Genomic DNA, 26001 nt, shown 5'->3' with positions numbered 1-26001 from the left:
TTAGTGTGCGCCGGCGGGGGCTGATGTTGCTGGCGGGTTGGTGTTGGCGGTGTTGCGGCTGTCTTGCAGGCGTCGGCCCCACGCTTCGATTTCGCTGATGGCGCGCCATGCTTTGGGCACACTGGGGGTAAAGTCACGGAGGCGCAGCCAGGTCAGGCGTCGCGCAGGGAAAGGGAAGGACTGGCGGTCGGCGGTTTTGCTGAATGCGATGGGCAGCGTTGAGCCGTCGGAGCATTCGATGACAGCTGCGGACCAGGTGTCATCGTGGGGAAAATCTGCTCGGAGCCAGATATCGACGCAGTCGATTTCGACCTCTTCGCCGAAGTCGATTTTGAGCCAGGGATCGGCGATTTGCTCGGGGCCCCATGAGGGAAAGGCGTGGCCGTGGCCTTTGTTTTCGCTGCGGCCGTCGATGGCGTTGGCGGGGTGGAAGGCATCGTCATTGCGGCAGCAGCTGTTGCTGCTGGCCTGTGGGAATGTTTTGGGGTCAGATTTGGCGTAGGGATTGACGGCGAGGTTGCTGTAGCCGGTGGGGAGGCGATAGGTGGCGCCGGTTTGCCGGCGGATAAAGGCCTCAAGATGGGTCCGTTCGAGGGCGGCGAGGCGATGTCGTTTTCGTTCGTAATGGTTGTATTTGGCCATTTCCTGATCGTTCCAGAGATTGGCTTCGCGGTAGTCGCCGCAGAAGGGCACGGCCAGGTCAATCCACAGGGCGATGGTTTCGAGTTCACGCGCGGAGAGCGTGACGCCGCGATGGCCGGCGCGGAGCAGCGTCAGCAAGTTGCTTTGGGTGGAGCCGCCGGAGCGGGGCGGCAGCATGGGCGGCGCGGACTGCGAGGAAATCCAGTTCACGATCTTGCTGCTGCGGCCCTTGCGGGTTAGCGACGCGTAGGACGCCGTCCAGCGGCGGCCGGCCTGGGGATCGTCGATGGGCGTGGCACTGAGGTCGATTCGTGTGTGATCGGGGTATTTTTCGCCCGGGGCGGCCACTTGCCATTCGAGGACGCCGGACGAGAAGCGCTCCTGCAGTTGCACGTCGATGCGCAGGGCGCGGGTGGTGACTGCGGCGAAGGTGACGGCGTTGAAGCGGTCTTTATGGACAGTGAAGGGCTCGCTGGTGACGACGGGGCGCCACTGGCCGTCGGCGTTGTCCAGGTAGAGCAGCTGCCATGACGTCGGGGGGCGGCAGGCGCCCTTGATGGGCTCGTCGTCAAACCAGTAGACGCGGGTTTTGTCAATGCTGCGCGATTCAGGGAAGTCATACTGCACCCATTCGCGGCGGTTGCGGTGGGGGTGCCAGGTCATGCGGCGGATGGAATGGTCGCAGGAATGATCCGGCAGCATGTCGTCGCAGAGGGCGTTGACGGTGTCGCCATGGTAGCAGTAGGATGCTGAGGGCGTGGGTCGTGGGGGCGGCTGGGTTGTGACCGCCTGGTGGCAGGACACGCAGTGCTTGTCCCAGATGGGCTGGATGTCCTTGAGGTAGGAAAAACCGCGCGGTTCCGGGGAGAATGGCGTGAGTGCCTGCGGGCCTTTGCCACCGGCGATGCTGCGCGGGCGGGTCGGGAGCATGGACTCGTTTTTGTTTTCATGGCAGCCGATGCAGGCGAATACCTCGTTGGGCTGGAGGGTGGACCAGCTGCGCATGGTCTGAACAACCTGGCCCTGGGCGTCCAGTGCCTGGAAGAACACCGGCGTGCGCGCCGGGACTTTGAAGAATGCCGAGCCGTCTTCGTAGACGGGCGTTGTCCCCAGCACGCGCTTGACGTCCCAGGAGCCGTTGTTGATGGCCACCGGTGTGCAGACCAGGGCGCTGCCGCCCGGGCCGTGGCTGCTGTTGCTGCGGATGCCGGCGGCGCGGAAATCCAGGGCGACGACACGGAGGCTTTTGACTTCGCCGCGCGCCACGCCGGTCAGCCCCGGCCCGTAGTAGATGTCCTGGAGGTAGAACGTGCCGTCTTGCTTGCGGTAGTCGACCAGCGACGGCCGCGTTGGCGGGACGGCGCGGGGCTGCACGGCGACCGGGTGGTTGCCGGAGCGCCAGGCGTTCCAGGCGAGGACTTCGCGGCGGCCGTCGGTATGGACGTAGTAAATGCCGAAGTTCTGGGCGCCACGACTGGTATTGAGTAGCGCTGGAATGAATGCGGTGACGACATCGTTTTCGCTGGCGGGGTATGGGTGCCGGAAGAGGTCGCCGCTCTGGCCGTAGGCGTCGATGCGGACGGCTTTGGCCTTTGCGCGTGGCGCGAGCATGGTGATGCCTTCGGCTTCCTGGCGGCCTTTGAGTGGGTCGATGCTGATGAGTTTCCCGGCCTGCCAGGTGTGGTGGCCCATGGCGACGGCGAGGAGTTTTCTGGTGCCGGGGATTTGTCTGGCGTGGCAGGGTGTGGTGGGGAACCACGAGTTGTTGCCATAGAGTTCAGTTTGGGCGCTGCCGTCGGTGTTCATACGGAAGAGCGCCTGAGTGAACATCTGGCCGCGGTCATTGTAATCCCATCGGGTGTAGACGACCGAGCCGTCGTCCATGAGTTGCGGATAGACGGTGTGGACCTGGTCGAAACCGAGGCGGCGCAGGTAGCGCCCCTGGAGATCGCAGGTGTAGAGATTGCTCACTTCGGTCCACCAGCAATCGACGGTCTGCACGCAGCGCGAAGAGCTGAATACGATGTGGTCGCCGGGGACGTAAATGCCCTCGAAATCGGCCACGCCGAGGCCGTGGGTGATTTGGCGGACCTGGCGGTCCGCCAGGTTGATTTCGTACAGGTGATAGTCGTCATCCCGGTCCGATTTTTTCCAGGAGAAGAGGATCCGGCTGGCGTCAAAGGCGACATCGGGATCGCGCATCATGCCTTGCTCATCGCGGATGATGGTTTCTTCGCTGCAGCTGCCATCGCGCGTGATGGTGAGGAGACACAGTTCACTGCCAGGGCGGAAAAAGCGTTCGTGCTGAGCATCGGACTGGCCTTCGGTGTAGGCGAAGAAAGACGGCGTGACTGGCGCGCGCTTGATGTAGGCGAAGAGCGGCGCGTGGTCGCCGAGCACGGCGAGGCGCTGTCGGCGGCGCTCCCTGGCGTAGTCGCAGTAGAGCGTGAGCCAGGCGTGGTCGGTGCCGTCTTTGCCGGCGACGGCGAGCAGCTCGGCGGCGTTAACGGCTTCGGCGCTGCGGCCTATTTCGGCGGCGGCCTTGGCGATGGCCTGGCGAATGAGTTCCGTTTCGCTGTTTTGCGCGAGCCAGTCGGTGCCGGGCAGGTCTTGCAGGAGCCAGTCGCATTCGACGGGATATTTTGCGTAGAGGTCCTTGATTGGCGCGATCAATTTTGTCTGATACTTGCCAGTCAGGCGTCCGCGCGCCTTGTGGTCGGTGATTTTGGCCTTTTCGGCGTCCCACTCAGCTTCGACCAATGGTTTCTGCTGCTGGTAGCGGGTGCGCGCGGCGAGTGCATCGCTGACGAAGTCCTGGGCGTGGAGGATGCCGCTGGCGAGGATGAGTATGGCGAGAATGATACACATGTTGCTGTCACCGTCGTGGTTGGTTGGGCGGGGGTACATGGCCGCGCTTTGGCGGCGGTTTGGCGCAGTAGATAGTTATGGAGACGAATAGCCCGGCGTGAAAATTGACAAGAAGGTCTACGGGGCAGCTTGTCGCGTCTATATTACGTCTGTTCGGGCCACATTTGAGGCAACAAGAAGTAACAAGGACATAATAAGGACATAATAAGGAGATAATGACTATGATTCGGGTAGCGATAGTTGGCGCGGCGGGCCGCATGGGCCGGATGTTGGTAACGGGCGTCATGCTTGATCCAGAGTTGGCCCTGTCGGGTGCTTTGGAGTATTCGGGCTGCCCGTTGCTGGGGCAGGACGCTGGCGTGGTCGCCGGGCAAAGTGCCGCGGGCGTACGCATCACGGACAAAATTGAAGACTTTATCGCCAATACGGACGCCGTGATTGATTTTTCGTCGCAGGCATCGACCATGGAGTTGGCGCCACGCCTGGCGGCCGCTGGGGTGAATATCGCCATTGGCACGACGGGGCTGACGGACGGCGACAAGGCCGCACTGCGGTCGTTGACGGCGGCCGGCGCGAAGATTGTGCAAGCGCCGAACATGAGCATTGGTGTGAATTTGCTGTTCGCCTTGTGCGCAAAAGTCGCGCCGTTGTTGGGTGAGGACTATGACATCGAAGTGGTGGAAATGCACCACAACAAGAAGAAGGACGCGCCATCGGGCACGGCCGAGCGCTTGGGCGAGATTTTGGCGAAAGCGCGCGGGCTGGACTACGGTCACGACACGCGTCATGGCCGCGTTGGCATGGTCGGCGCCCGCAGCAAGGGCGAAATCGGCATGCACGCCCTGCGTGGCGGCGATGTGGTCGGCGACCACACAGTGATTTTCGCCGCAGAAGGCGAGCGGGTGGAATTGACGCACAAGGCGTCGAGTCGCGAGACCTTCGCCAAGGGCGCATTGCGCGCGGTCAAATTCCTGGCAACGGCCAAGGCGGGTCTCTACGATATGCAAGACGTGCTGGGGCTGAAGGATTTCTGACGAATTTTGGCGGCGTCTCGGCATGTCTGTGGCGTATTGCAGCCGTGCAGGATTTACGTCATTCAGTGACTTATGGCTGTGTGTCAAGAAGTTAACTGCAGAAGGAGTGCGACGATGGGACAGCTCAAGAAGACATTTGATGCCAATGGTGGTATTCTGCGTTTGGCGCCCAACTGGGTGCCGCGGTCGTTCTGCATTCCGGGGCGGCGGATCAAGCTGCATCCCGACGATTATTACGCCCTTGGTGGCGAGCGCGGCGGCATTGATGAACGCTGGTTTGCATCGACCACGCCGGCGGACAACGGCCCATTGACTGGCAAGAACGAGGGCCTGAGCCAAATCATCTGCAACGACGGTTCGCAGGTAACCCTGCGGGACGCGGTCAGCGAACTCCAGGGCGAACTCATCGGTAAGAGCCTGTGGGAGCGTTTCCACGCCTGGCCCATCTACTCGAAATTTTTTGACAATTTCGGTCCGCTGCCGCATCACATCCACCATCGCGATGATCACGCGGCGCTGGTCGGCCAACGCGGCAAGCCCGAGTGCTATTACTTCCCGGCACAGGTCAACAACCACGGCGGCCATTTTCCCTTCACCTTCTTCGGGCTCGAACCCGGCACCACCAAAGAACAGGTCCGCAAATGCCTGGAAAATTTCACCAAAGGCGACAACAAGCTGACGAATTTGTCCCGTGCGTATCGTTTGGAGCCCGGCACGGGCTGGGACGTCCCGCCGGGGCTGTTGCATGCGCCGGGCAGCCTGTGCACCTACGAGCCGCAGGCCGCGTCTGACGTCTTCGCCATGTACCAGTCGCTGGTGGATGACCAGATTATTCCTGAAGAGCTGTTGTGGAAGAATTGTCCGGCGGACAAGATCGGCAGCATTGACTACTTGCTGGAGGTGATGGACTGGGAGCTGAATGTCGACCCGCTGATGGGTGAGCATCGGCATATGCGGCCGAAACTGGCTGGCGAGTTGGCCGCGATGCACGACGGCGGTTACGAAGACAGCTGGATCTGCTATAAGTCGCCCGCAGTCAGTGCCAAGTCGCTGACGGTGCTGCCCGGCCGCACGGCCGTCATCAAGGACAAGGGCGCCTACGGCTTCATCATGATGCAGGGCCACGGCACGATCAACGGCCAGCGCATTGAAACGCCGACCATGATCCGCTTCGGCCAGCTGACCTACGACGAGTATTTCGTCTCCGAAAAGGCCGCGCAGGCCGGCGTCACCATCGTCAATGAGTCGCCCGTTGACCCCATCGTGATGCTCAGGCATTTCGGGCCGGGCGTCTGCGACCTGGTTAAGGACTAAGACGCGTCGGTGACGCTGGGCAGATTCCTCGCGGTGGCATCCGGTGGCGGTGTGTAAGTACCGCCGCCGGCTATTTTTTTATGCGCTCCGGGTCATTTCCCCTTGTTGCCGTGCGCGGGATGATTTTGCAATTGGCCATGGCGTTATATATTACTTGTTTACGGAATTTGCCGTAGCGACACCTTAATGAACGAGGACAGACATTGGCGAACAAACGTCAGGCGACAGTGAAACGCACGACTCGGGAGACGGATATCCGCATCGAGTTGCTGCTTGATGGCGCTGCCGGCGAGCTGGAGATCCAAAGCGGCGTGCCATTTTTTGACCATATGCTGCACGCTTTTTCCTGCCATGGCGGCTTTGGCCTGCAGCTGGCTGTCAAGGGCGACCTCGACGTCGATGCTCATCATACCATGGAGGACATTGGCCTTGCGCTTGGCCAGACGCTGAAAGATGCGTTGGGCGACAAGCGCGGGATAACTCGCTTCGGGTCGTCTTTTGTGCCGATGGATGAGTCGCTGGCGCGGGTGGTTCTGGACCTCAGCGGCCGGCCGCATCTATCTTGGCGAGTGAGCTTGCCGGAGACGATTGTCGGCGGCGTGAGCGGTCGTCTTTTCCGCGAGTTCTTCCAGGCCCTGGTCAACAGCTCCGGGTTGACGCTGCATGTCGACTTGCTGGTCTGTGAGGAGTCCCACCACGGCATGGAGGCGATTTTCAAGGCCTTCGGTCGGGCGTTGGCGCAGGCTGTCGCCCGCCAAGCCGGCAGCACGGCCGTGCCGTCCACCAAGGGCGTCCTGGAGTAAGTGCCATGGCGGCTAGGGGGCTTGATTTGGTCGCTGCCCGCCGTGTTTTTTTGCTGATTTTACCCCATAGCAAGTGCTCGTTTGTCCAGGCCCGAAAGTGTCTGGAGCGGCGGGCTGAGGAGAGTTGAGCCAATGTCGAATTCAGATTTGCACATGATTCGTCACAGCGCGGCGCACATCATGGCCGCCGTGGTGCAGAAGTTATATCCGGATGTCAAGTTTGACATCGGTCCGGCGACGGACGAGGGCTTTTACTACGACTTTGACATGAGTCACCGGCTGGTTCCGGAAGACCTCAAGACGATTGAGAAAGAGATGCGCAAGATGCTTGGCCGGCAGCTGCAGTTTGAGCGCCGGGAAGTGAGCCGCGAGGAAGCACGGCAGTACTTTGCGGAGCGCAATCAGACCTTCAAGCTGTCCCGCCTGGACGATATTCCCGAGGGCGAGGCGGTCAGTCTCTACCAATGCGCAGACTTCGTTGATCTATGTCGCGGGCCGCATGTCGCGGTAAGCACTGAGATTGGCGCGGTGAAGCTGCTATCGATTGCCGGATCGTATTTCCGTGGCAACGAGAAGAATCCGATGCTACAGCGGGTGTACGGCACGGCCTTTGCGACGAAAGAGGAGCTGCAGGCGTATCTCGACCGCATTGAGGAAGCCAAGAAGCGCGATCATCGCCGCATTGGCACCGAGATGGACCTTTACAGCACGCACGAGGAGATTGGCCCAGGGCTGATCTGCTGGCATCCCAACGGCGCGCGGGTGCGGCATGTGATTGAGACCTTCTGGAAGCAGGCTCATTACGACCACGGCTACGAACTGCTGTACACGCCGCACGTGGGCCGGGCGCTGCTGTGGGAAACCAGTGGCCACTTGGATTTTTATCGTGAGGGCATGTACTCGTCCATGGATGTGGATGGCGATCCCTACTACGTCAAGCCGATGAACTGCCCCTTCCATATCGAGGTGTACAAGGACCGCCCGCGCTCCTATCGCGAACTGCCACTACGCTGGGCCGAGCTGGGCACGGTCTACCGCTACGAGAAGGCCGGGGTGCTGCATGGGCTGCTGCGGGTGCGCGGCTTTACCCAGGACGACGCCCACATCATCTGCACGCCGGAACAAATTGAGGACGAAATTCGCGAGGTGCTCCGCTTCAGTCTGTTCATGTGGAAGAAATTTGGTTTCAAGGAGATCAAGGCCTACCTGGCGACCCGGCCGGCCAAAGCCGTCGGCGATGACTCGATGTGGGAGCAGGCGCTGGTGTCGCTGGAGAAAGCCGTGCACGCCGAGGGCGTCAGTTGCGAGCGGGATGAAGGCGGCGGCGCCTTCTACGGCCCGAAGATCGACTTGAAGATCAAGGACGCGCTGGGGCGCGAATGGCAGACCAGCACCATCCAGTTCGACTTCAATCTGCCGGAGCGCTTCGATATGACCTATGTCGGCCAGGACGGCCAGAAGCACCGGCCCTACATGGTGCACCGGGCGCTGCTGGGGTCCATAGAGCGTTTCTTTGGCATTTTGGTCGAGCATTACGCCGGCGCATTTCCGCTGTGGCTGGCGCCGGAACAGATCCGCATTCTGCCCATTAGCGAGAAGTTTGAGGGCTACGCGCAGGGTTTGGCGGCGCAGCTGAAGGCGGCGCATTTGCGCGTGAGCGTGGATGTGGAGGCCGATCCCATTGGCGGCAAGATCCGTCGCGGGCGCAATCAGCGCCTGCCGTATCTGCTGATTGTCGGCGAGCGCGAAGCCGAGCAGCAGGAAGTGTCCGTGCGTAGTCGTGCCCAGGGCGAAGAGGGCGCCATGCCTTTCGCAGCTTTCTTGGAGCGCGCGCGCAAGGAAAATGACGACATGCAGTAGAGTAAGTGACGCCGTGACCCTGCTATGGTGAATTTGCTAGATGCCAGGCATAGCGTTAGTGTATACAGCTTTTTGAGACGATGTTTCATGGCGGCAGGGTTGGGCCGGCCGCCGCAGCGCTTGTCCAAAGGGGACGGCGCTGTCTGATTAGTAACCCTAGTATAGGAGGATCCTCCCATCGCACGTCAGCTAAAAACCGGTGATCGTTTTTTCAGGGGCAAGACTGTCCGCCTCATCTCGGAAGACAATGAGCAGCTCGGCTTGCTAAGCTTCGAGGCCGCCTTGGAGCGCGCGCATGCCGCTGGACTGGACCTGGTGGAAATCGCCGGCAAGATTGATCCGCCGGTCTGCCGCATCATGGACTTTGGCAAGTTCCAGTATCAGGAGTGCAAGCGTCAGCGGGAAGCGAAACGCAAGCAGATCCAGCAGAAGGTCAAGGAAGTCAAGATGCATCCGAATATCGATGACAATGATTTCCAGACAAAAGCCCGCCACACGATTGCTTTTTTGGAGAAGGGTGATAAAGTAAAAGTTCTTCTCGCCTTCCGCGGTCGTGAAATGGCCCATGTCGACTTGGGCATGCAGGTTCTTGCGCGGCTGGTAACGACGGTTGGTGAAGTTGCTGTGGTGGATTCACCTGCGAAACAGTTTGGCCGAAATGTGATTATGGTGTTGGCTCCGAAGCCTCAGAAATGACCGGGGCTGCGCACCAGACCTGTCGGTAAACGAAGAGCAAGGGAACAGCGGCCCCGGCGCTGTTCCTGTTTTTTGCGGGCGGATATCCTATAAAGTGAATGTACGTTTTTTTTTTGAGCGTAATGGATCAGTGTTCATAGGACGGGACAAGCAATGCCAAAGATGAAGACCAGGAAGGCCGCCGCCAAGCGCTTCAAGCAAACGGGGACGGGTAAGTTTCTCCACAATTGTGCCAATGGCCGTCACATTTTGACGAAGAAAAGCTCTAGCCGCAAGCGCCGTTTGGGCCGTGACGCGGCGGTGCGGTCGAGCGAGATGGCTCGCGTGAAGGCTTCTTTGCCTTATGGCCTGTGAGTTTAGTGGTGAGTGTGCTGATAGAGATGTGATCAAACAGGACGTGCCATCCTGGTGCCATGTAGCAAGGCAAAGGCACATTGGAGAGATAAGATGAGAACGACATATGCAGTTCCTTCGCGCAAGCGGCGCAAGCGGGTATTACGTCAGGCCAAGGGTTTTCGTGGCAATCGCAGCAAGCTGATCCGTATGGCATACGGTGCGGTGGACCACGCGATGGCAAACGCCTTTGTGGGCCGCAAGCAGAAAAAGCGCCAGTATCGCAGTTTGTGGACGCAGCGCATCAACGCTGCCTGCCGCGCTGCCGACTTCAAGTACAGCTGGCTGATTGATGGTCTGAACAAGGCCGGTGTTGAGATTAACCGCAAGGTCCTGGCGGATTTGGCGGTCACTGATCCGGCGGCGTTCACGCAGCTGGTTGAACAGGCCAAAGCGGCGCGCTAAGCGTAGCTGATGGTTTTGTGCGGGCATGGTTGTTTATTCGGCCATGCCTTTTTTTTGTGCCGCTTTTCCGCAGCTCGGCGCTTGCCGGCGGCATACCATAGTTCGGCTTGTCCAGGTGGTTCTGGCCCGCACGCATGGTGGGAAAACGCTGCTGCCGCTCTTGAGCTCGCAGGACAATTTTGCTATAATGGGCGCTGCACCATACGTGTTCAAGGTCGGTGGTACAGTTCACCGCGTGGCTGCTTGGGGTTGTGCGGCTGCTGAACATTTTTGTCGTGGCATTGTCACTCCACTGAAGCACTATCGAGACTGAGGAAATGACCGAGCATTCCAGCCAATCTGCCATGAAAATACGCTGCCCCGGCTGCCAGCGGAAGCTCGACGTCAGTGAGCTATCACCGTTGAGTTTGTTTCCCTGTCCGCATTGCGGAGTGGAATTTCGGGTGCCGAAGTGGTTTCAGTCCATACTCCTGGAAGACATTTTACATGAGGCGGCGGCTCTTCATGTGTACCGGGCCTTGGATACGACTTTGGACCGTGAGGTTTGCGTCAAGGTGATAACCGGCGGTGGCCGTTTTAGTGGGGAGCAGCTGGAGGCTTTTCTGGCGGTGACTCGGCGAATGGCGACGATAGGCCATCCGCAGGTGGTGTCTGTTTATGCCTGTGGTCGCAGTGACGAAGGGGGTGCTTACGCGGTGCAGCAATATGTCCGCGCCCTGTCCTATGCATCGGCCAGGGAACGGATGGAGCCTGCGCTGCTACAGCGTTGTGCGGCCGGCATCATTGGCGCCTTGATGGAAGCCGATGCGGCCGGTATCTGTCATGGTGGGCTCGCCCCGGGCAACATCCTCTTTGATGAGGACTGCTTTGTCAAGGTGACAGATTTTGGCGTGGCGCGCGCCTTGGGCAAAGACGCTGGCGCTGATCCTTACGCCAGTCCGGAAGTGCGCGACGGCGCCACCGCCACCCGTGCCAGCGACATGTACAGCCTCGCGGTAGTTCTCTATGAGTTGGCGACGGGGCGGCGACCAGCAGAAGTCGGGGCCACTACCGGCAAAACGGAGCCTTTGCACGTGGCTCACCCGGGCTATTCGCAAGCCTTTGGGGAGTGTTTGGGCCGCATGCTTTCCAAACGTCCGGAGGATCGCCCAGGCAGTTACAACGACGTTCTCAAGGTGCTGGAAGAGAAGAGCCGGGCGAAGCAGCGTCCAGCTAAGGTCCTCCGGGGCGGTGGCGACCTGGCTACGGGCGGGTTGCGGCCTGAGGACGCGGCTGCGCATGCGGCCATGACCGCGCCGCGACGTAAGTCAGGCCGCGGCGCGACGATAGTCAACGTCCTCTTGCTTGGTGGATTAGTGGCCCTTTGCGCCCTGTTTCTGGCGTATCGCCTGCGCCAGCGGCGAAGCGATACCATGCCGATAACCGACACCCCGTCATTGACGTTGCCGACGGCGTTGCCGACGGCGCTGGAGGCGGCTACTGCCACGGCAGAACTGCAGGAAGCTGCAGGCGGGACCCCGGCTGCGGGTAGCGGCGTTACGGTGACGATTGGCACGGCGGCGACGATTGCGCCGGCCGTGTGGGCGTCTCGTCCCCAACCGCCGGACCTTGATTTTACGACTACGCGCGAGGAGAACAAACGCTATTTGCATGCTGTGCCAGAAGCGCTGCAGGAGACGGAACGCGAACGCCTGCGCATTGTCGGCTCGGCGCGGGACTATTTGCAGCAGACGATGCGCTATATCGGTTATGATCGCGGCGAGAGTGGGCGGATTGTTCTGCGGAATGGCCGTTCATATCTGGGGGCCATTCCTCGCGCCAACGAGAAGGGACTGACCGTCCGCCGTCGTGACCACGCCGCCGGGGACGGGGATAATTCCATGCAGGTCGGGTTTGAGGACTTGGCCTGGCCCCAGCTTTGGGACATCTTTGCTTTCTATGCCGAAAAACGCCAGGATATGGCGAGCAATAAGCGCCAGGAACGAGCTGCGGCAGTGGACGTCTTTGACGACTATCTGCGGCTTGCGCTGCTCTGTGACTGGTATGGCTTTGCGGAGGATAGCCGCCGCTATGCCGCCCTGGCCGTAGCGGCGCAGCCCGGCAAAGAGTACTTGCTGAGGAAATACGGCTTGCATGGGGCGGGCAAATAACGCAGCCGCTTTCGTGACCGCAAGCACTCTCCCGTTCTGTTCCGGAGCGAAACTCCGCAGTGCTGCGTGTTATGCGTCCGACGCGTTCGCCGGTCGGTTTACGGCGTTCTGCGGACGGCGGCGGCTTTGATCTCAGCGATCAGTGCGTCCAGCAGTTGATCGGCCGGCAGGGTTCGCACTTTCTCACCCTTTTTGAAGAGGATGCCCTGGCCCATGTTGCCGGCGATGCCGATATCGGCGTCCCGGGCTTCGCCGGGGCCATTCACTTCGCAGCCCATGATGGCGACTTTGCGGAGATTGATGTCGTAGCCGTCGGCCTGGATGGCGATGATGGCCTCTTCGACGGCCGTGACCAGGGGCAGTAGGTCGATGCTGGTGCGGCCGCAGGTGGGGCAGGCGATGATTTCCGGCGCGGCGATGCGCAGGCCAGCCGCTTCCAGGATGCGCTTGGCGGCAGTAATCTCGGCTTCGGGCGGGGCAGTGAGACTGACGCGGATGGTGTCACCGATGCCGTCGAGCAGCAAGGCGCCGATGCCCATGGCGGACTTGACCAGGCCGGTGGACATTGGGCCGGCTTCGGTGACGCCGAGATGCTGGGGCAGGTCAGATTGTCCCGCGAAAAGGCGACAGGCCGACACCGTGGTGCGCACATCGGAGGATTTCAGGCTGACTTTCAATGCCTCACAGCCTTCGCTCGCGAAGAGTTCGACGTAGTGCTTGGCGCTGGCGACGAAGGCTTCGGGGCCATTCCCCAGACGTCGACGGACTTCAGGCGCGAGACTGCCGCCGTTGACGCCGATGCGCACGGCACAGCCGCGGCGGGCCGCCTCGCGCGCGACACAACGGACCTTGTCGGCATTTTTCATATTGCCGGGATTGACCCTGATGCCGTGTGCGCCGGCGGCCATGGCGGCGATGGCCAGTTCGTGGTCAAAATGGATGTCGGCGACGACGGGCAGGGGGCTTTCGGCGCAGATGCGCGCAAAGGCGTCCATGACTGCTGCGTTGGGCACGGCGCAGCGCACGATGTCACAGCCGAGCGCCCCCAGGCGCCCGATTTGGGCGAGGGTGGCGTCGGCATCGCCAGTGGGGGTGTTGGTCATGGACTGAATGCTCACGGGGGCGCCACCGCCAATGGGCACCCGACCGAGCATAATACGGCGGGTTTGGCGGATTTGTGCAGAGGGCGTGCTGCTGTGCATGGTGAGTTCCCAAGGTTAAGTGGTCGGGGGCGATACGCATACTGTGGATGGCCTATTACTATACGAGTCGAAGCCCAAAAGGGCAGCATGGCGTATTAAGCTGATGCGAGTATTTCTGACCATGACCGGATACTATGCGGTCACGCATGCAGATTAGGCAGCACGGGCAATGCCTCACCCATTGATACTGGCGGTTCCAAGGAACGCCAGGGACCGTGCGGACTAATTGGCGCGGCGCACTGGGGCGAGGACTCACGGACTCATGAGGCATGATCCCATGGATTGGACCGTGGGGACGAATTGGACCGTGGGGATTGACTCCCGACGCCTTGGACTGATTAGGGACTGATTCGACTCCTGGGAGCGCCGCCGTCCCGGCGGCATTTGAGCGCTGAAAGCGCGAAGCATACCAGCCTAGGGCAAGCGACGCCGAAGGCGGAGCGCCGCCCTGGGTGGAGCGCCATTTTTGCTCGTGTTCCTCGGCCTCTTTGGCCCCAGTCGGCGCAGCTGACTGGAGCCAAAGAGGCAATGGAACTCATTGATTGCTGCGGCAATTTTGCGCTGTGACCCTTCGTCGCAGGTCTTTTAGGCCGCCCTTCAGGGCTCTTTTCGGGTGGGACTTTTACCCAGGGCGACGCGCCCTGGGCTATCTTAGACCGCGCCTTCGGCGCTGAAAACAAAGGCCGCAAGAATATGGCAGGTATCAATGGGTGAGGGATTACCAGCACGGGTAATCGGTCACCCATTGAGAATTAAGCCACAGAGCTTCTGGCTGAGTCAAACGCGCCCGTTTCCCTGGCCGCGAAGCGGCAGAAGCGCTGAAAGCGCGAAACATACCAGCCCAGGGCAAGCAGCGCTGAAAGCGCGCGCCGCCCTGGGTACAACGGCGACTACGTCCGTATTCCTCGGCCTCTTTGGCCCCAGTCGGCGCAGCTGACTGGGGCCAAAGAGGCAATGGAACTCACTTACTTACCCGGGGTTGACGTCGCGACATGTCTGGGCGTTCGTTCTCAATGGGTGAGGGATTACCAGCACGGTAGGAAAATTTCATCTTGTGGGTTGCATCGTGACGTCTATTGCATATATTTTACAGTTCGGCTTTTTATCTGTCGGTGGGCACCCGTTTGTGTCCAGCCGAGTTCAGTGAGAGCAGGTAGCAACACGTAGTAGTAACCCCCAAACAACAGCAATTATGAGCAAGAACAACATCAATCTGGAAGACATGCCGTCCATGGAAGAACTCCTTGGCGGGCAGACAAACGTGAATTTTCAGGAGAACACCCTGGTCAAGGGCCGGGTTGCCGAAAAGACTGACAAAGGTGTCCTGTTAGACATTGGTTACAAAGCCGAGGCGCTGGTGGACCGTCAGGAGATCAAGAACTGGGACACGATCCAGGTTGGTGACGAGCTGGAAGTCTATCTTGAGCAGATCGAAGACGAAGAGAACATTCCGGTGGTAAGCATTCATAAGGCCGAGCTGCAGAAGGCCTGGGATAGCATTGTTGCCAACTACGAGGAAGGCGGGCTCATTAAGGGCACGATCCGCAATCGCGTCAAGGGCGGCTTGATTGTTGATGTTGGCGTCGAGGCGTTCCTGCCGGGTTCGCAGGTTGATCTGGGGCCTGCCCGCAATTTGGACGATTACGTCGGCAAGCAGGAAGATTTCAAGATTTTGAAGATCAATGCCGAGCGTCGCAACATCGTGTTGTCTCGTCGCGAATTGCTTGAGGCCGCTCGTGCCGAGCAGCGGACGAAGTTGATGGACGAGTTAATTCCCAAGCAGATCCGTCGTGGCGTGGTCAAGAACATCACCGAGTTCGGTGCCTTTGTGGACCTCAACGGGATGGATGGCTTGCTGCACATCACTGACATGAGCTGGGGCCGCGTTTCGCATCCGAGCGAAGTGGTCAAAGTCGGTGAAGAGATCGAAGTGATGATTTTGGAAGTCGACCGCGAGCGTCAGCGGGTTTCCTTGGGCCTCAAGCAGAAAGAGGGGAATCCCTGGGACACTGTCGACGTCAAATATCCCAAGGACTCCCGTATCAAGGGCCGGGTGGTCAATGTCATGCCTTACGGCGCCTTTGTGGAGCTGGAAGAGGGCATTGAGGGCCTGATTCATGTGTCTGAGATGTCGTGGACGAAGAAGGTCAACCGCGCGAGCGACATTCTGCACGAAGGTGATGAAGTCGAGGCGGTGGTGTTGGACGTGAACAAAGAGGATCGCAAGATCTCTCTCGGTCTGCGTCAAACCCAGTCCAATCCCTGGGAAGTGATCAAAGAGCGTTATCCCAAGGGCACCCGTATCAAGGGCAAAGTGCGGAACATGACCGGCTATGGCGCCTTTGTGCAGATTCAGGACGACATCGACGGCATGATCCATGTGTCCGACATGTCCTGGATCCGCAAGATCAACCATCCGAGCGAAGTGCTGCAGAAGGGCATGGAAGTCGAAGCGGTGATTTTGGATGTCGATGCCGATCATCAGCGCATCTCCCTGAGCATGAAGAAGCTGACGGACGATCCGTGGCAGACGATTCAGAACAAGTACCAGGTCGGCGATGTTGTCGAGGGCAAGATCACCAAACTGGCCTCCTTTGGCGCCTTTGTGGAACTTGAAGGCGGCATTGATGGTTTGATTCACATTTCCGAGCTCAGTGATGAGCGCGTGAACCGTGTGAAGGACGTGGTGCAGGTTGGCGACACGGTCAAGGCGCGGGTTAAGAACATCAACACGGACGAGCGTCGCATTGGCCTGAGCATGAAAGACGCGACCGAGGGTTCTGAGATCCCGACCTCGCTGGCAGCGTTGCACAGCAACACCGGCAATGATCTGGGCGGCCTCGGCGGCATGCTGGATGACGCATTTCAGCGGGCGCAGGAAGAGACTGAGAAGGCTACTGACGAGGCCCCGGCCGATGAAGACGACAAGGCCACTGCTGCGGCTCCGGCCAACGAGGACGACAAGGCCTGAGTCAGCGCCATACTCTCCGGCAGCTCCGGGGCAGCGGTCAGTTGACTGTGTCCCGGGCGTGCCGTGGTGGCATGACCTGCTGCGCGGAACAGCGTGAAAAATCCACAAAAAAGTAGCAAAAAGAGTGAAATGCAGTTGACAGCCTTGCGTGGTCAAGCTAAAGTATTGGCTCCGCAAAAATCCCGGGTGTGATTTTCGTTCGGGATTGTTTTTCAGGTCTGCCCACGTAGCTCAGTTGGTAGAGCGCATCCTTGGTAAGGATGAGGTCATCGGTTCAACTCCGATCGTGGGCTCCAGAATACTAGCAAGCCGCGAATGTGGCCACAGTCAGTAACAAACGTGGTTGTGGCGATGGGCTGAGGTTATTTGCTTTTTTTGTTTTTTTGATCGGTAGCTAAAGAAGAAGAACAGTGGTGGTACTTACAGAAAAGAGTACTGCCCAAGTCCCCAAGCAGAAGGATTAAGGACAATGGCAAAAGAAACATTTAAACGCGATAAGCCCCACGTCAATGTCGGTACCATCGGCCACGTCGACCACGGCAAAACCACCCTTACCGCCGCCATCACCATGGTACAGGCGAAGAAGTTTGGTGGCGATATTCGCAGCTATGCCGAAATTGACAATGCCCCGGAAGAGCGCGAGCGCGGTATTACGATCAACACCTCCCACGTCGAGTATCAGAGCAAGAAGCGTCACTATGCTCACGTCGACTGCCCCGGCCACGCGGACTATATCAAGAACATGATCACTGGTGCTGCTCAGATGGACGGCGCAATTTTGGTTATCGCCGCCACCGACGGCCCGATGGCCCAGACCCGCGAGCACATTCTGCTGGCCCGTCAGGTCGGCGTACCGGCCATTGTTGTTTTCATCAACAAGTGCGACCAAGTTGACGACGCAGAACTGCTCGAACTGGTTGAGATGGAAGTTCGCGAGCTTCTCAGCAAGTACGAATTCCCCGGCGACGACATTCCGATCATTCGTGGTTCCGCGCTGAAAGCCTGCGAGTCCCTCCAGGCCAATGGCGATCCCGAAGCTGCTGACTGCAAATGCATCAGCGAGTTGATTGACGCAATTGACAGCTACATTCCGGACCCGGTTCGTCCTCTGGACCTGCCCTTCCTGATGCCGATTGAAGACGTGTTCTCGATTGAAGGCCGTGGTACGGTTGTCACGGGTCGTGTTGAACGCGGTATCATCAAAGTTGGCCAGGAAGTCAGCATTGTTGGCATGAAGGACACGGTTAAGACTACGGTCACCGGCGTTGAGATGTTCCGCAAGCTGCTCGACCAGGGCCAGGCTGGTGACAACGTTGGTTGCCTGCTGCGTGGTATCAAGAAGGAAGACGTCGAGCGTGGTCAGGTTCTGGCCATTCCCGGCAGCATCACCCCGCATACCAAGTTCAAGGCTGAAGTGTACGTACTGAGCAAAGACGAAGGCGGCCGCCACACCCCATTCATGGATGGCTATCGCCCGCAGTTCTACTTCCGTACGACCGACGTCACTGGCGTCTGCAAACTGCCCGAAGGCGTGCAGATGGTCATGCCTGGTGACAACATCAGCATGGAAGTTGACATGATTGCTCCGATCGCCATGGAGAAGGGTCTGCGCTTCGCCATTCGCGAAGGCGGCCGTACTGTTGGCGCCGGGCGTGTTTCCGACATCATTGAGTAATGTGAACACGATGAGCTGGCACACAAACAGCTTTAGCTGGGTGTGTGCCGGCCATTTTCACCGAGGTTATCCCGATGCCACAAGAAATCATTATCCTTGCCTGCACTGAGTGCAAGCGCCGGAACTATTCGACGACCAAGAACAAGCGTAATACGCCTGGCCGTCTGGAAAAGAACAAGTACTGCCCCTTCGAGAAGAAGCACACCCTGCATCGCGAAACGCGCTAAGTGCGTCTGGCGCCTTGCAGAAGCTGCCTGAGGCAGTTGACAGTTACCCGTTTTCTAGCAGGTGAGTAGCTCAATTGGTAGAGCAGCGGTCTCCAAAACCGCAGGTCGCAGGTTCGATCCCTGTCTCACCTGCCAATTTTTATGCAGGCAACAGTCTGACATGGCGCGTTGCCAAGAGTGCAGCTTATATATCGGGCCAATGATAGAACCGCGATCGCCCGCAAGGCTGCCAGCCAGGCAATACCGCTGTACATTCTTTTGGAAAGTCACCTACAGATGAAAAACCCTATTGTCGCCATTCAGAACCTCTACAATGAGACGACGAGTGAGTTGAAGAAATGCTCTTGGCCAACCCGGCAGGAACTTTACGAATCAACGGTGGTAGTGGTTTCATCACTGATTATTCTGAGTCTGTTTGTATCCATAGCGGATTGGCTGTTTGAGGGCGCAGTGCGCTACATCACCGGCAGTATGTAAGCAGACGACATGGCGGCGCGAATACTCGCAAGCGAACACGGTGATCAGCGAAGGATTATTCAGGATATGGATGAAGTGCCCAGCAAAGCGCGGTGGTATGTGATGCAGGTGATGTCCGGCCAGGAAAACCGGGTTCTCAAGAGCATTGAGCATCGCTGTCGGCAGAACCAGGCCAACGGTATTGACAATGGCATCTACGAGGTGATCATTCCAATCAAGAAGGTCGAAGACCGTCGCAACGGCAAGAAGATCATCAGTGAGCGCAAACTGTTTCCTGGCTATGTCTTATTGCATGCCGAGATTTACGGCGACAATGAGCAGCTCAAGCCGGAGACCTGGGGTTTCATCAAAGAAACACAGGGCGTCATTGGTCTGATTGGCGGTGACCATCCCGTGCCGCTGACCGAACAGGAAGTCAGTGACATGATTCCGAAGGAAGGCGAGGAGAGCGAGCTGACGGCTCCTGTGCGTCCCACTCTGCCGCCGGTCGGATCGCGGGTCAAGGTCACCAGCGGGCCATTTGAGGGCTTTGAAGGTCTCGTTGAAAACGCTGACGAGGTTCGTTTGCGCTTGACCGTTTCTGTCAGCATCTTTGGCCGTTCGACTCCCGTTGAAGTGGAGTCTTGGCAGGTAGAAATACCAGAGGAATAATGAGTTGCGCTTGCCTGCGTGCCGTGCCATTGCCGGCGCTGCCAGGCCAGCTTAGACATTTTGGCAGGTCGGTGGGCATCTGACAACCAGGTGTTTGCCGGGAAATGGAACCTATAGGACACGATATTTGGGAGAGTGCCTGCCAGTTCTGACCAAAATCGTGGTGAAAGAGGACGTATGGCAAAGAAAGTCGTGGGTGAAGTGCGCTTGCAGATTCCCGCAGGTGCCGCCAATCCAGCTCCGCCCGTCGGGCCGAGCCTGGGTCAGGCTGGCGTCAACATCATGGAATTCTGTAAGCAGTTCAACGCGGCGACCCAGGCCCAGGCGGGATTAGTTATCCCGGTCGTCATTACGGTCTATCAGGATCGTTCTTTCACGTTCATCACCAAGTCACCGCCGGCGGCTGTTCTCCTGAAGAAAGCTGCCAACATCGCCTCTGGCGCCAAAACCGCTGGACGCGAGGTTGTTGCCAAGGTTACCCGCAAGGACCTTGTGCAGATCGCGGAGACAAAAAAGGCTGATTTGAACGCGAGGAGCGTGGATGCCGCAGTGAAGATTATAGCTGGGACGGCGCGTAGCATGGGAATCGAGGTGGTCGATGAAGAGAAGTAAACTTTATCGTGCCCGGCTGCAGGCATTCAAGCGGCAGGATTTTTACCCTCTGGAAGAGGGTATCCGGCTGTTGAAGAGCATGCCAACCACCAAATTTGACGAGACGGTTGAGCTTGCTTTCCGTCTTGGCATCGACCCCCGTCAGTCAGACCAGATCGTGCGCGGTGCGATGGTGCTTCCTCAAGGCACCGGCAAAAAACAGCGCGTGGTAGTGATTGCCGAGGGTGAGTTCGCGCAGAAGGCGAAAGACGCCGGCGCAGACGAAGTTGGTTATGAGGACCTGCTTCAGCGGATCAAAGGCGGATGGCTGGATTTTGACGTTTTGATTGCCACGCCATCGGCAATGAAAGAGGTTCGGACACTTGGTCGGGTATTGGGTCCGCGCGGCTTGATGCCGAACCCCAAGACCGGTACGGTGACCGAAGATACTGCCAGTGCAGTGAAGGATGCGAAAGCGGGCCGGATTGAATATCGCTGCGACCGTGCCGGTTGCGTGATGATGCCGATTGGCAAGTTGTCGTTCAGCGCGGAAGCGCTGGCCGAAAATGCCAACGCAGTTCTCTCCACCATCCTCCGTGCAAAGCCATCGGCGGCCAAGGGTATTTACATGCAGTCATGCACCTTGAGCGCAACGATGAGCCCTGGAATCCGTCTTGACGTCAAAGCTGCTGCAAAGGCATAAGACCATGAGAGCCGAAAAAACGCAAATGGTGCAGAACCTGAAGAAGCTGCTTTCCGAGCGGCCGGTGGTTCTGATCAGTTACAAAGGCCTTAAGGCCAATGTCTTCAATGAGTTCCGTGGCAAACTTGCCACCCTCAATGCCGAGTGCCACGTCATTCCGAACACGCTGTTGCGCATTGCGTCGCAGGAGCTTGGGATGGATGGCCTGGCTGCGGCAGACGTGTCTGGTGACACGGCGTTGGTGAGTGGTGCCTGTGATCCAGTGGCCATGGTCAAGATGGTGCTGGAGTTCGCCAAGGGCAAAGACCAGGTGTCAGTGAAGTTTTCGTACATCGAGAACGCTCTACTGAATGAGAAAGACACTCAGGCCCTTGCTGATTTGCCTCCTCGCGAGGTATTGCTGGCGCAATTGCTTGGTTTGCTCCAGGCTCCTGGCAGCCAGCTGGTTCGGGTGCTCAATGCCAAGGTGGCGAGTGTTGTGTATGTGTTGGATGCTTTCTGCAAGAAGAACGAGCAGGTAGCTTAATAAACGGAGGTTATTGCCATGTCCGACGAGAGCAAAGTTGTTGTTGATGAGAAGATGGAACAGTTCATCTCTTACATCGAGGGTCTCACGGTTTTGGAAGTGTCCAAGCTGGTGAAGGCTTTGGAAGAGCGTCTTGGCGTGAGTGCTGCGGCTCCGGTCGCGGTTGCTGCTGCCGGCCCCGCTGCTGCCGCTGCCGCCCCGGTTGAAGAGAAGACTGAGTTTGACGTGATTCTTGTTGACGCTGGCGCCAACAAGATCAACGTGATCAAAGAAGTGCGCACGATTACGGGTCTTGGCCTGAAAGAGGCGAAGGATCTGGTGACCGAGGCTCCGAAGCCCGTCAAGACTGCTGTGAGCAAGGACGAAGCTCAGCAGATCAAGGCGAAGCTGGAAGAAGCCGGCGCCAAAGTCGAAGTGAAATAAGCGTCATTCGGCATCAGCTCGAATGCAAGACAAGACAGCCGGGGCCTGGCATGACCAGGCCTCGGGTGTCTTTTGGGGTTTTCAGAGACTGTGGTTGGCGACAAGGGGGTCTGCCGCCGGTTGCAGCCTAGTTATGGATAACGTCGGTGCGGGTTAGTGGCGCAGAGTGCAGGGCTGCGCAGTGGACAGCAGCGACGGCTGGGACGAGAATGACGACGCGGGACATGTCAGTGGCGCGAGTATAGCTTGCGCGGTGGACAGCCGGGTCTTTACGGGAATTGGCAGACGTGGTGGCAGCGCCAGTGGCATGGCCGTGATTTTGCAGTGGGCCTGTCCGTCACGTGTGTCCGTCGCGGCCGAAAGCAGGGGCTATCGGCACTTTTTTCCCAAATGCGCATACGGGGCACGAACTACCGCCCGGGGCGCCGAAGCAGCAACGAACGAAGCGGAAGGCGAGCATGTCACAACGCATTAATTTTGGTCGTTTACACGACGTCATTGATATTCCCGACCTGATTGAAATCCAGACAAAATCCTATGCGGAATTTTTGCAGCTGGACGTCCCTGCCGACAAGCGGCAGAATCAGGGCCTGCAAGAAGTTTTTCGGGACATTTTTCCGGAGAAAGAACACAGCACGACGGAGACGCATTGCGGTCTCGAGTTTGTCCGCTATGAGATAGGTGAGCCGAAGGTGCCGCTGGTGGATTGTTTGAAGGACGGCGGGACTTACCAGGCCGCGCTGAACGTGGTTTTCCGCATGCGTAGCGCGAACAACCGCGATACCAAGGAAGAGAAAATTTATCTGGGCGATTTGCCGCTGATGACTGAGCGGGGCTCTTTTGTGATCAACGGTGCCGAGCGCGTGATTGTCAGTCAGTTGCATCGTTCGCCGGGCGTTTGCTTTGAAGCGACGCGTCATGCCAGCAACAAGACGCTGTTTTCTTACAAGATCATTGCTGATCATGGTTCCTGGTTGGAAGTCCAGTTTGATATCAACGACTTCATTTATATTTATTTGGATCGCAAGCGTCGGCGCCGGAAGTTTTTGATCAGTACCTTCCTGCGGGCGTTTGGCTTTGATGGCTACCGCGAGATTCTCAACATGATCTATGGCGTTGAGGACATCACGGTCAGCAAGCTGATGAAGGAGGAGGACCCCTCCCAGCTGTACACCGCGGAGGCGGTGGCGGACCCGAACGACTCGTCGACGCCGCTGGTCACGGAACTGGAGTCCCTGAATGAGAAAATCTTCGAGTCGCTGAAGGCCAATGGCATCAAGAAGCTCGCGGTGGTGCGCACGGCTGAGATCGGCGACTACTTTATCCGCTGCCTGCAGAAAGAGGCGGATTTGAGCAAGAACAATGCTTTCGATCTGCGGACGACGGAAGGGGCGCAGAAAGAGATCTACCGTCGCATGCGGCCAACTGATCCGCCATCCTTGGCGAATGCCCGCACGCTTTTCCGGCGTTTGTTTGAAGACCCGCGTCGCTACGATCTGGGTCTGGTCGGTCGCTTCAAGATGAACCAGCGTCTGCACATTGATGTTCCGGCTGATGTGCGGGTGTTGACGAAGTTCGACGTGGCAGCGGCGACGGCTCATCTGATGCGCTTGCGCAAGACCAACGGCCAGGTTGATGACATCGACCATCTTGGCCGTCGGCGGGTGCGCACGGTTGGCGAACTGCTGCAGAATCAGTGCCGCATCGGCCTGACGCGCACGGCCAATCTGATTCGCGAGCGTTTGTCGTCCAGCGATAGCGCCGACGACATCAGCATCACCAAGCTGGTGAACACCAAGGCTCTGGCCAGTGTCATTCGCGATTTCTTCGGGCGGAATCAGTTGAGTCAGTTCATGGACCAGACGAACTGCCTGGCCGAGCTGACGAACAAACGGCGTTTGAGTGCCTTGGGACCGGGCGGTCTGACCCGTGATCGCGCTGGCTTTGACGTTCGTGACGTCCATTCCAGTCATTATGGCCGGGTGTGCCCGATTGAAACGCCGGAAGGTCCTAATATCGGTCTCATTTCGTCGCTGGCCTTGTATAGTAAGATTGACGATTTTGGTTTCATTGAAACGCCGTATCGCCGCGTGAAGAATTCCATGGTGACCAAGGACGTCGATTATCTGACTGCCGATGAGGAAGAACGCTTTGTGATTGCCCAGGCGAATGCGCCGCAGGACAGCAAGGGCGTCTTTGTGAACAATTATGTGCTATCGCGTCTGCAGGGCGATTCCGGCGAGCATGAGCGTGAGAAGGTTGATTATATCGACGTGTCGCCCAAGCAGCTAATCAGCGCCGCTGCCGGCCTGATTCCCTTCCTTGAGCACGACGACGCGAACCGGGCGCTGATGGGCGCGAACATGCAGCGCCAGGCGGTGCCTCTGCTGCAAGCGGATCGGCCCTTGGTGGGCACTGGCCTTGAGCACGTCGTGGCGCGCGATTCCCGCGCTATTGTAGTTGCCCGCGGGGATGGCATTGTCGCATCAGCCAACGCTGAGCGTATTGTGATCACCAGTGATGGCAAAGAACCTGATGAGACGAAGCATCCTGACAAGGTGCAGACCTACGCCCTCTACAAATTTCTGCGTTCGAATGCATCGACGCTGGTGAATCAGCGGCCCATCGTCCGTCGTGGCGACGTGGTCAAGAAAGGCCAGACGATTGCTGATGGCGCCTCGACGGACCAGGGCGAGATCGCGTTGGGACGGAACGTGACGGTTGCTTTCATGCCTTGGCATGGCTATAACTTCGAGGACGCGATTATCATCAGTGAGCGGCTGGTGCACCAAGACACCTATACCAGCGTGCACGTGAGTCTGGAAGACGTCATCGCCCGGGACACGAAACTGGGCGCCGAAGAGATCACCAGGGACATCCCGAACGTCGGGGAAGACGCATTGCGCAATCTTGACACCGAGGGCGTGGTTCGCATTGGTGCGGAAGTGAAGCCTGGCGACATCCTGGTGGGCAAGATCACGCCGAAGTCCGAGACGGAGCTGGCGCCGGAAGAGCGGCTGTTGAAGGCGATCTTCGGCGAGAAGGCGGCGGACGTCAAGGACAGTTCGCTGCTGGTTTCCGGCGGTTGTTCGGGCATCGTCATGGACGTGCGCGTTGAGCGTCGTCAAGAGCCAGGCAAACAGAAGAAGACGCGGCAGGAAGTGCGGGCGCTGATCAAGGACACCGAGGCGAAATATCGTGGCGAACAGCTGGGCATAATTGAGGACATGGTCCGCGCATTGAGCGAAGAATTCCTCGGCCAGAAACTGAGCTGCACGGTGACGCGTCTGGTTGCCAAGGAGCCTGAGGACGTGATACCGGCTGATCGCAAGATCACCAGAGTGATGCTGACTCGTTTGGCCACCTATCACGACAGCTACATCATGCGTGATGGCGAAGAAAAGTCCAAGATTGAAGAGATTATCAAGCCCTTCCGGGTGAAGTTGCGTGACAACGAGCAATGCCGCAAGGAAGCCATTGACCTGCTGGGCAAGGGCGACGGAGCCGACATGGGCAAGATTAAGTCGGTCAAAGTGTACATTGCCAGCAAGCGCCGCATCTCCATTGGTGACAAGATGGCCGGTCGGCACGGTAACAAGGGTATTGTCGCCAAGATTGTGCCGGTAGCCGACATGCCGTACATGGCGGATGGTACTCCGGTGGACATCGTCCTGAATCCGCTGGGCGTGCCCTCGCGCATGAACGTCGGGCAGGTTTTCGAGACGCACGTTGGCTGGGCGGCTAAAGTGCTTGGCATCACGGCGGCCACGCCGGTGTTCGACGGCATCCATGAGAGCAAGATCAACGAGTTGCTGGCCGAGGCCCGCAAGGCGAAAGTTGATCAGCAGGGCTGGAAAATCGCCAAAGACGGCCGCGTGGTTGACGAAGCGGGCCGTGACCGCAGCGATTGCTTTATCGGCCTTGATGGCAAGACGCGTCTTTTCGACGGTCGCAGTGGCGAGCCCTTTGGGCAGCGCATCATGGTTGGTCAGATTTACATGTTGAAACTGGACCACTTGGTAGCGAACAAGATTCACGCTCGCGCGGTTGGCCCTTACTCGCTGGTGACCCAACAGCCGCTGGGCGGCAAGGCTCAGCATGGTGGACAGCGTTTCGGTGAAATGGAAGTGTGGGCGCTGGAGGCCTATGGCGCGGCGCATACCCTGCAGGAAATGCTGACCGTCAAGAGCGACGATGTGACTGGCCGGACAAAGATCTACGAATCGATCATGCGTGGTGACAACTCGCTGGTTGCGGGCACGCCGGAGTCCTTCAACGTCCTGATGAAAGAAATGATGAGTTTGTGTCTGGACGTGCGTGTCCGCCGCAATAAAGGGGTTATGGCCTAAACGAAGCGTGTGAAGCGGCGCTGCCAGCCGGCGGCGCTGCG

General features: G+C 58.7%; 20 protein-coding genes and 2 tRNA genes. 20 read left to right on the top strand and 2 right to left on the bottom strand.

The features are described from left to right. Complete coding sequence (locus J3R75_RS04595; RefSeq protein WP_307260177.1) at window positions 1-3549, bottom strand: HzsA-related protein; 3549 nt, start codon at window positions 3547-3549, stop codon at window positions 1-3. 182 nt (window positions 3550-3731) lie between these two features. On the opposite strand from J3R75_RS04595, the gene dapB reads away from it, so the two are divergent. The 8 genes from dapB to J3R75_RS04555 all read left to right on the top strand — a co-directional run bounded on the left by dapB (window position 3732) and on the right by J3R75_RS04555 (window position 12165). Then, complete coding sequence (gene dapB, locus J3R75_RS04590; RefSeq protein WP_307260176.1) at window positions 3732-4544, top strand: 4-hydroxy-tetrahydrodipicolinate reductase; 813 nt, start codon at window positions 3732-3734, stop codon at window positions 4542-4544. 114 nt (window positions 4545-4658) lie between these two features. Further along, window positions 4659-5858 carry a cupin domain-containing protein gene (locus tag J3R75_RS04585; protein WP_307260175.1) on the top strand — a complete coding sequence of 400 codons (1200 nt, stop codon included), beginning with the start codon at window positions 4659-4661 and terminating at the stop codon, window positions 5856-5858. Between the two features lie 203 nt (window positions 5859-6061). After that, window positions 6062-6661, top strand: a complete 600-nt coding sequence (hisB, locus tag J3R75_RS04580; protein WP_307260174.1) for an imidazoleglycerol-phosphate dehydratase HisB — start codon at window positions 6062-6064, stop codon at window positions 6659-6661. A gap of 132 nt (window positions 6662-6793) precedes the next feature. Next, complete coding sequence (gene thrS, locus J3R75_RS04575; RefSeq protein WP_307260173.1) at window positions 6794-8521, top strand: threonine--tRNA ligase; 1728 nt, start codon at window positions 6794-6796, stop codon at window positions 8519-8521. Window positions 8522-8698: 177 nt separating this feature from the next. Further along, entirely contained in the window at window positions 8699-9217 is a 519-nt protein-coding gene (gene infC, locus J3R75_RS04570) for a translation initiation factor IF-3 (RefSeq protein ID WP_307265495.1), read from the top strand. Between the two features lie 153 nt (window positions 9218-9370). Continuing rightward, a complete protein-coding gene (gene rpmI, locus J3R75_RS04565) occupies window positions 9371-9571 on the top strand; it encodes a 50S ribosomal protein L35 (protein ID WP_307260172.1) in 201 nt (66 codons plus the stop codon). 93 nt (window positions 9572-9664) lie between these two features. Further along, the gene (rplT, locus tag J3R75_RS04560) at window positions 9665-10015 is read left to right on the top strand and encodes a 50S ribosomal protein L20 (RefSeq protein WP_307260171.1); all 351 of its coding nucleotides are present in this window, start codon (window positions 9665-9667) and stop codon (window positions 10013-10015) included. A 317-nt stretch (window positions 10016-10332) separates the two neighbouring features. After that, entirely contained in the window at window positions 10333-12165 is a 1833-nt protein-coding gene (locus J3R75_RS04555; RefSeq protein ID WP_307260170.1) for a serine/threonine protein kinase, read from the top strand. Window positions 12166-12263: 98 nt separating this feature from the next. On the opposite strand, the gene ispG is transcribed toward J3R75_RS04555, so the two are convergent. Further along, entirely contained in the window at window positions 12264-13367 is a 1104-nt protein-coding gene (ispG, locus tag J3R75_RS04550; RefSeq protein WP_307260169.1) for a flavodoxin-dependent (E)-4-hydroxy-3-methylbut-2-enyl-diphosphate synthase, read from the bottom strand. 1189 nt (window positions 13368-14556) lie between these two features. Here ispG and rpsA point away from each other — a divergent pair. From rpsA to rpoB, 12 genes are all read left to right on the top strand, one after another. Continuing rightward, the gene (rpsA, locus tag J3R75_RS04545; RefSeq protein WP_307265492.1) at window positions 14557-16338 is read left to right on the top strand and encodes a 30S ribosomal protein S1; all 1782 of its coding nucleotides are present in this window, start codon (window positions 14557-14559) and stop codon (window positions 16336-16338) included. A 220-nt stretch (window positions 16339-16558) separates the two neighbouring features. Next, window positions 16559-16634: transfer RNA gene (locus J3R75_RS04540), tRNA-Thr, on the top strand. 173 nt (window positions 16635-16807) lie between these two features. Next, window positions 16808-18013 (top strand): elongation factor Tu, encoded by a 1206-nt coding sequence (tuf, locus tag J3R75_RS04535; RefSeq protein WP_307260168.1) that lies wholly within the window; start codon window positions 16808-16810, stop codon window positions 18011-18013. Window positions 18014-18087: 74 nt separating this feature from the next. After that, window positions 18088-18240 carry a 50S ribosomal protein L33 gene (rpmG, locus tag J3R75_RS04530; protein WP_307260167.1) on the top strand — a complete coding sequence of 51 codons (153 nt, stop codon included), beginning with the start codon at window positions 18088-18090 and terminating at the stop codon, window positions 18238-18240. 59 nt (window positions 18241-18299) lie between these two features. Beyond that, window positions 18300-18375 (top strand) — tRNA-Trp (locus tag J3R75_RS04525). Between the two features lie 141 nt (window positions 18376-18516). Continuing rightward, window positions 18517-18717 carry a preprotein translocase subunit SecE gene (secE, locus tag J3R75_RS04520; protein WP_307260166.1) on the top strand — a complete coding sequence of 67 codons (201 nt, stop codon included), beginning with the start codon at window positions 18517-18519 and terminating at the stop codon, window positions 18715-18717. A 66-nt stretch (window positions 18718-18783) separates the two neighbouring features. Continuing rightward, window positions 18784-19368: a transcription termination/antitermination protein NusG gene (gene nusG, locus J3R75_RS04515; RefSeq protein ID WP_307260165.1), complete on the top strand. Its 585-nt coding sequence runs from the start codon at window positions 18784-18786 to the stop codon at window positions 19366-19368. Between the two features lie 177 nt (window positions 19369-19545). Continuing rightward, a complete protein-coding gene (gene rplK / locus J3R75_RS04510; protein ID WP_307260164.1) occupies window positions 19546-19980 on the top strand; it encodes a 50S ribosomal protein L11 in 435 nt (144 codons plus the stop codon). Further along, window positions 19967-20662 (top strand): 50S ribosomal protein L1, encoded by a 696-nt coding sequence (gene rplA, locus J3R75_RS04505; RefSeq protein ID WP_307260163.1) that lies wholly within the window; start codon window positions 19967-19969, stop codon window positions 20660-20662. The genes rplK and rplA overlap by 14 nt, the downstream gene beginning before the upstream one ends. Window positions 20663-20666: 4 nt before the next feature. Further along, window positions 20667-21188, top strand: coding sequence for a 50S ribosomal protein L10 (gene rplJ / locus J3R75_RS04500; protein ID WP_307260162.1), 522 nt, complete (start codon window positions 20667-20669; stop codon window positions 21186-21188). 18 nt (window positions 21189-21206) lie between these two features. Beyond that, a complete protein-coding gene (gene rplL / locus J3R75_RS04495; protein ID WP_370882362.1) occupies window positions 21207-21611 on the top strand; it encodes a 50S ribosomal protein L7/L12 in 405 nt (134 codons plus the stop codon). 458 nt (window positions 21612-22069) lie between these two features. After that, the gene (gene rpoB, locus J3R75_RS04490; RefSeq protein WP_307260161.1) at window positions 22070-25960 is read left to right on the top strand and encodes a DNA-directed RNA polymerase subunit beta; all 3891 of its coding nucleotides are present in this window, start codon (window positions 22070-22072) and stop codon (window positions 25958-25960) included. Window positions 25961-26001 lie beyond the last annotated feature (41 nt).

The sequence above is a fragment of the Oligosphaera ethanolica genome (genome assembly GCF_030814695.1).
Taxonomy (GTDB): Bacteria; Verrucomicrobiota; Lentisphaeria; order Oligosphaerales; family Oligosphaeraceae; genus Oligosphaera; species Oligosphaera ethanolica.
This window is presented reverse-complemented; position numbering and strand designations above follow the sequence as displayed.

Coding starts and splice junctions, on each gene's coding strand:
- J3R75_RS04595 (WP_307260177.1), bottom strand. CDS start 3,549: ATGTACCCCCGCCCAACCAACCACGACGGTGACAGCAACATGTGTATC.
- dapB (WP_307260176.1), top strand. CDS start 3,732: ATGATTCGGGTAGCGATAGTTGGCGCGGCGGGCCGCATGGGCCGGATG.
- J3R75_RS04585 (WP_307260175.1), top strand. CDS start 4,659: ATGGGACAGCTCAAGAAGACATTTGATGCCAATGGTGGTATTCTGCGT.
- thrS (WP_307260173.1), top strand. CDS start 6,794: ATGTCGAATTCAGATTTGCACATGATTCGTCACAGCGCGGCGCACATC.
- rpmI (WP_307260172.1), top strand. CDS start 9,371: ATGCCAAAGATGAAGACCAGGAAGGCCGCCGCCAAGCGCTTCAAGCAA.
- rplT (WP_307260171.1), top strand. CDS start 9,665: ATGAGAACGACATATGCAGTTCCTTCGCGCAAGCGGCGCAAGCGGGTA.
- J3R75_RS04555 (WP_307260170.1), top strand. CDS start 10,333: ATGACCGAGCATTCCAGCCAATCTGCCATGAAAATACGCTGCCCCGGC.
- ispG (WP_307260169.1), bottom strand. CDS start 13,367: ATGCACAGCAGCACGCCCTCTGCACAAATCCGCCAAACCCGCCGTATT.
- tuf (WP_307260168.1), top strand. CDS start 16,808: ATGGCAAAAGAAACATTTAAACGCGATAAGCCCCACGTCAATGTCGGT.
- rpmG (WP_307260167.1), top strand. CDS start 18,088: ATGCCACAAGAAATCATTATCCTTGCCTGCACTGAGTGCAAGCGCCGG.
- secE (WP_307260166.1), top strand. CDS start 18,517: ATGAAAAACCCTATTGTCGCCATTCAGAACCTCTACAATGAGACGACG.
- nusG (WP_307260165.1), top strand. CDS start 18,784: ATGGATGAAGTGCCCAGCAAAGCGCGGTGGTATGTGATGCAGGTGATG.
- rplK (WP_307260164.1), top strand. CDS start 19,546: ATGGCAAAGAAAGTCGTGGGTGAAGTGCGCTTGCAGATTCCCGCAGGT.
- rplA (WP_307260163.1), top strand. CDS start 19,967: ATGAAGAGAAGTAAACTTTATCGTGCCCGGCTGCAGGCATTCAAGCGG.
- rplJ (WP_307260162.1), top strand. CDS start 20,667: ATGAGAGCCGAAAAAACGCAAATGGTGCAGAACCTGAAGAAGCTGCTT.
- rplL (WP_370882362.1), top strand. CDS start 21,207: ATGTCCGACGAGAGCAAAGTTGTTGTTGATGAGAAGATGGAACAGTTC.
- rpoB (WP_307260161.1), top strand. CDS start 22,070: ATGTCACAACGCATTAATTTTGGTCGTTTACACGACGTCATTGATATT.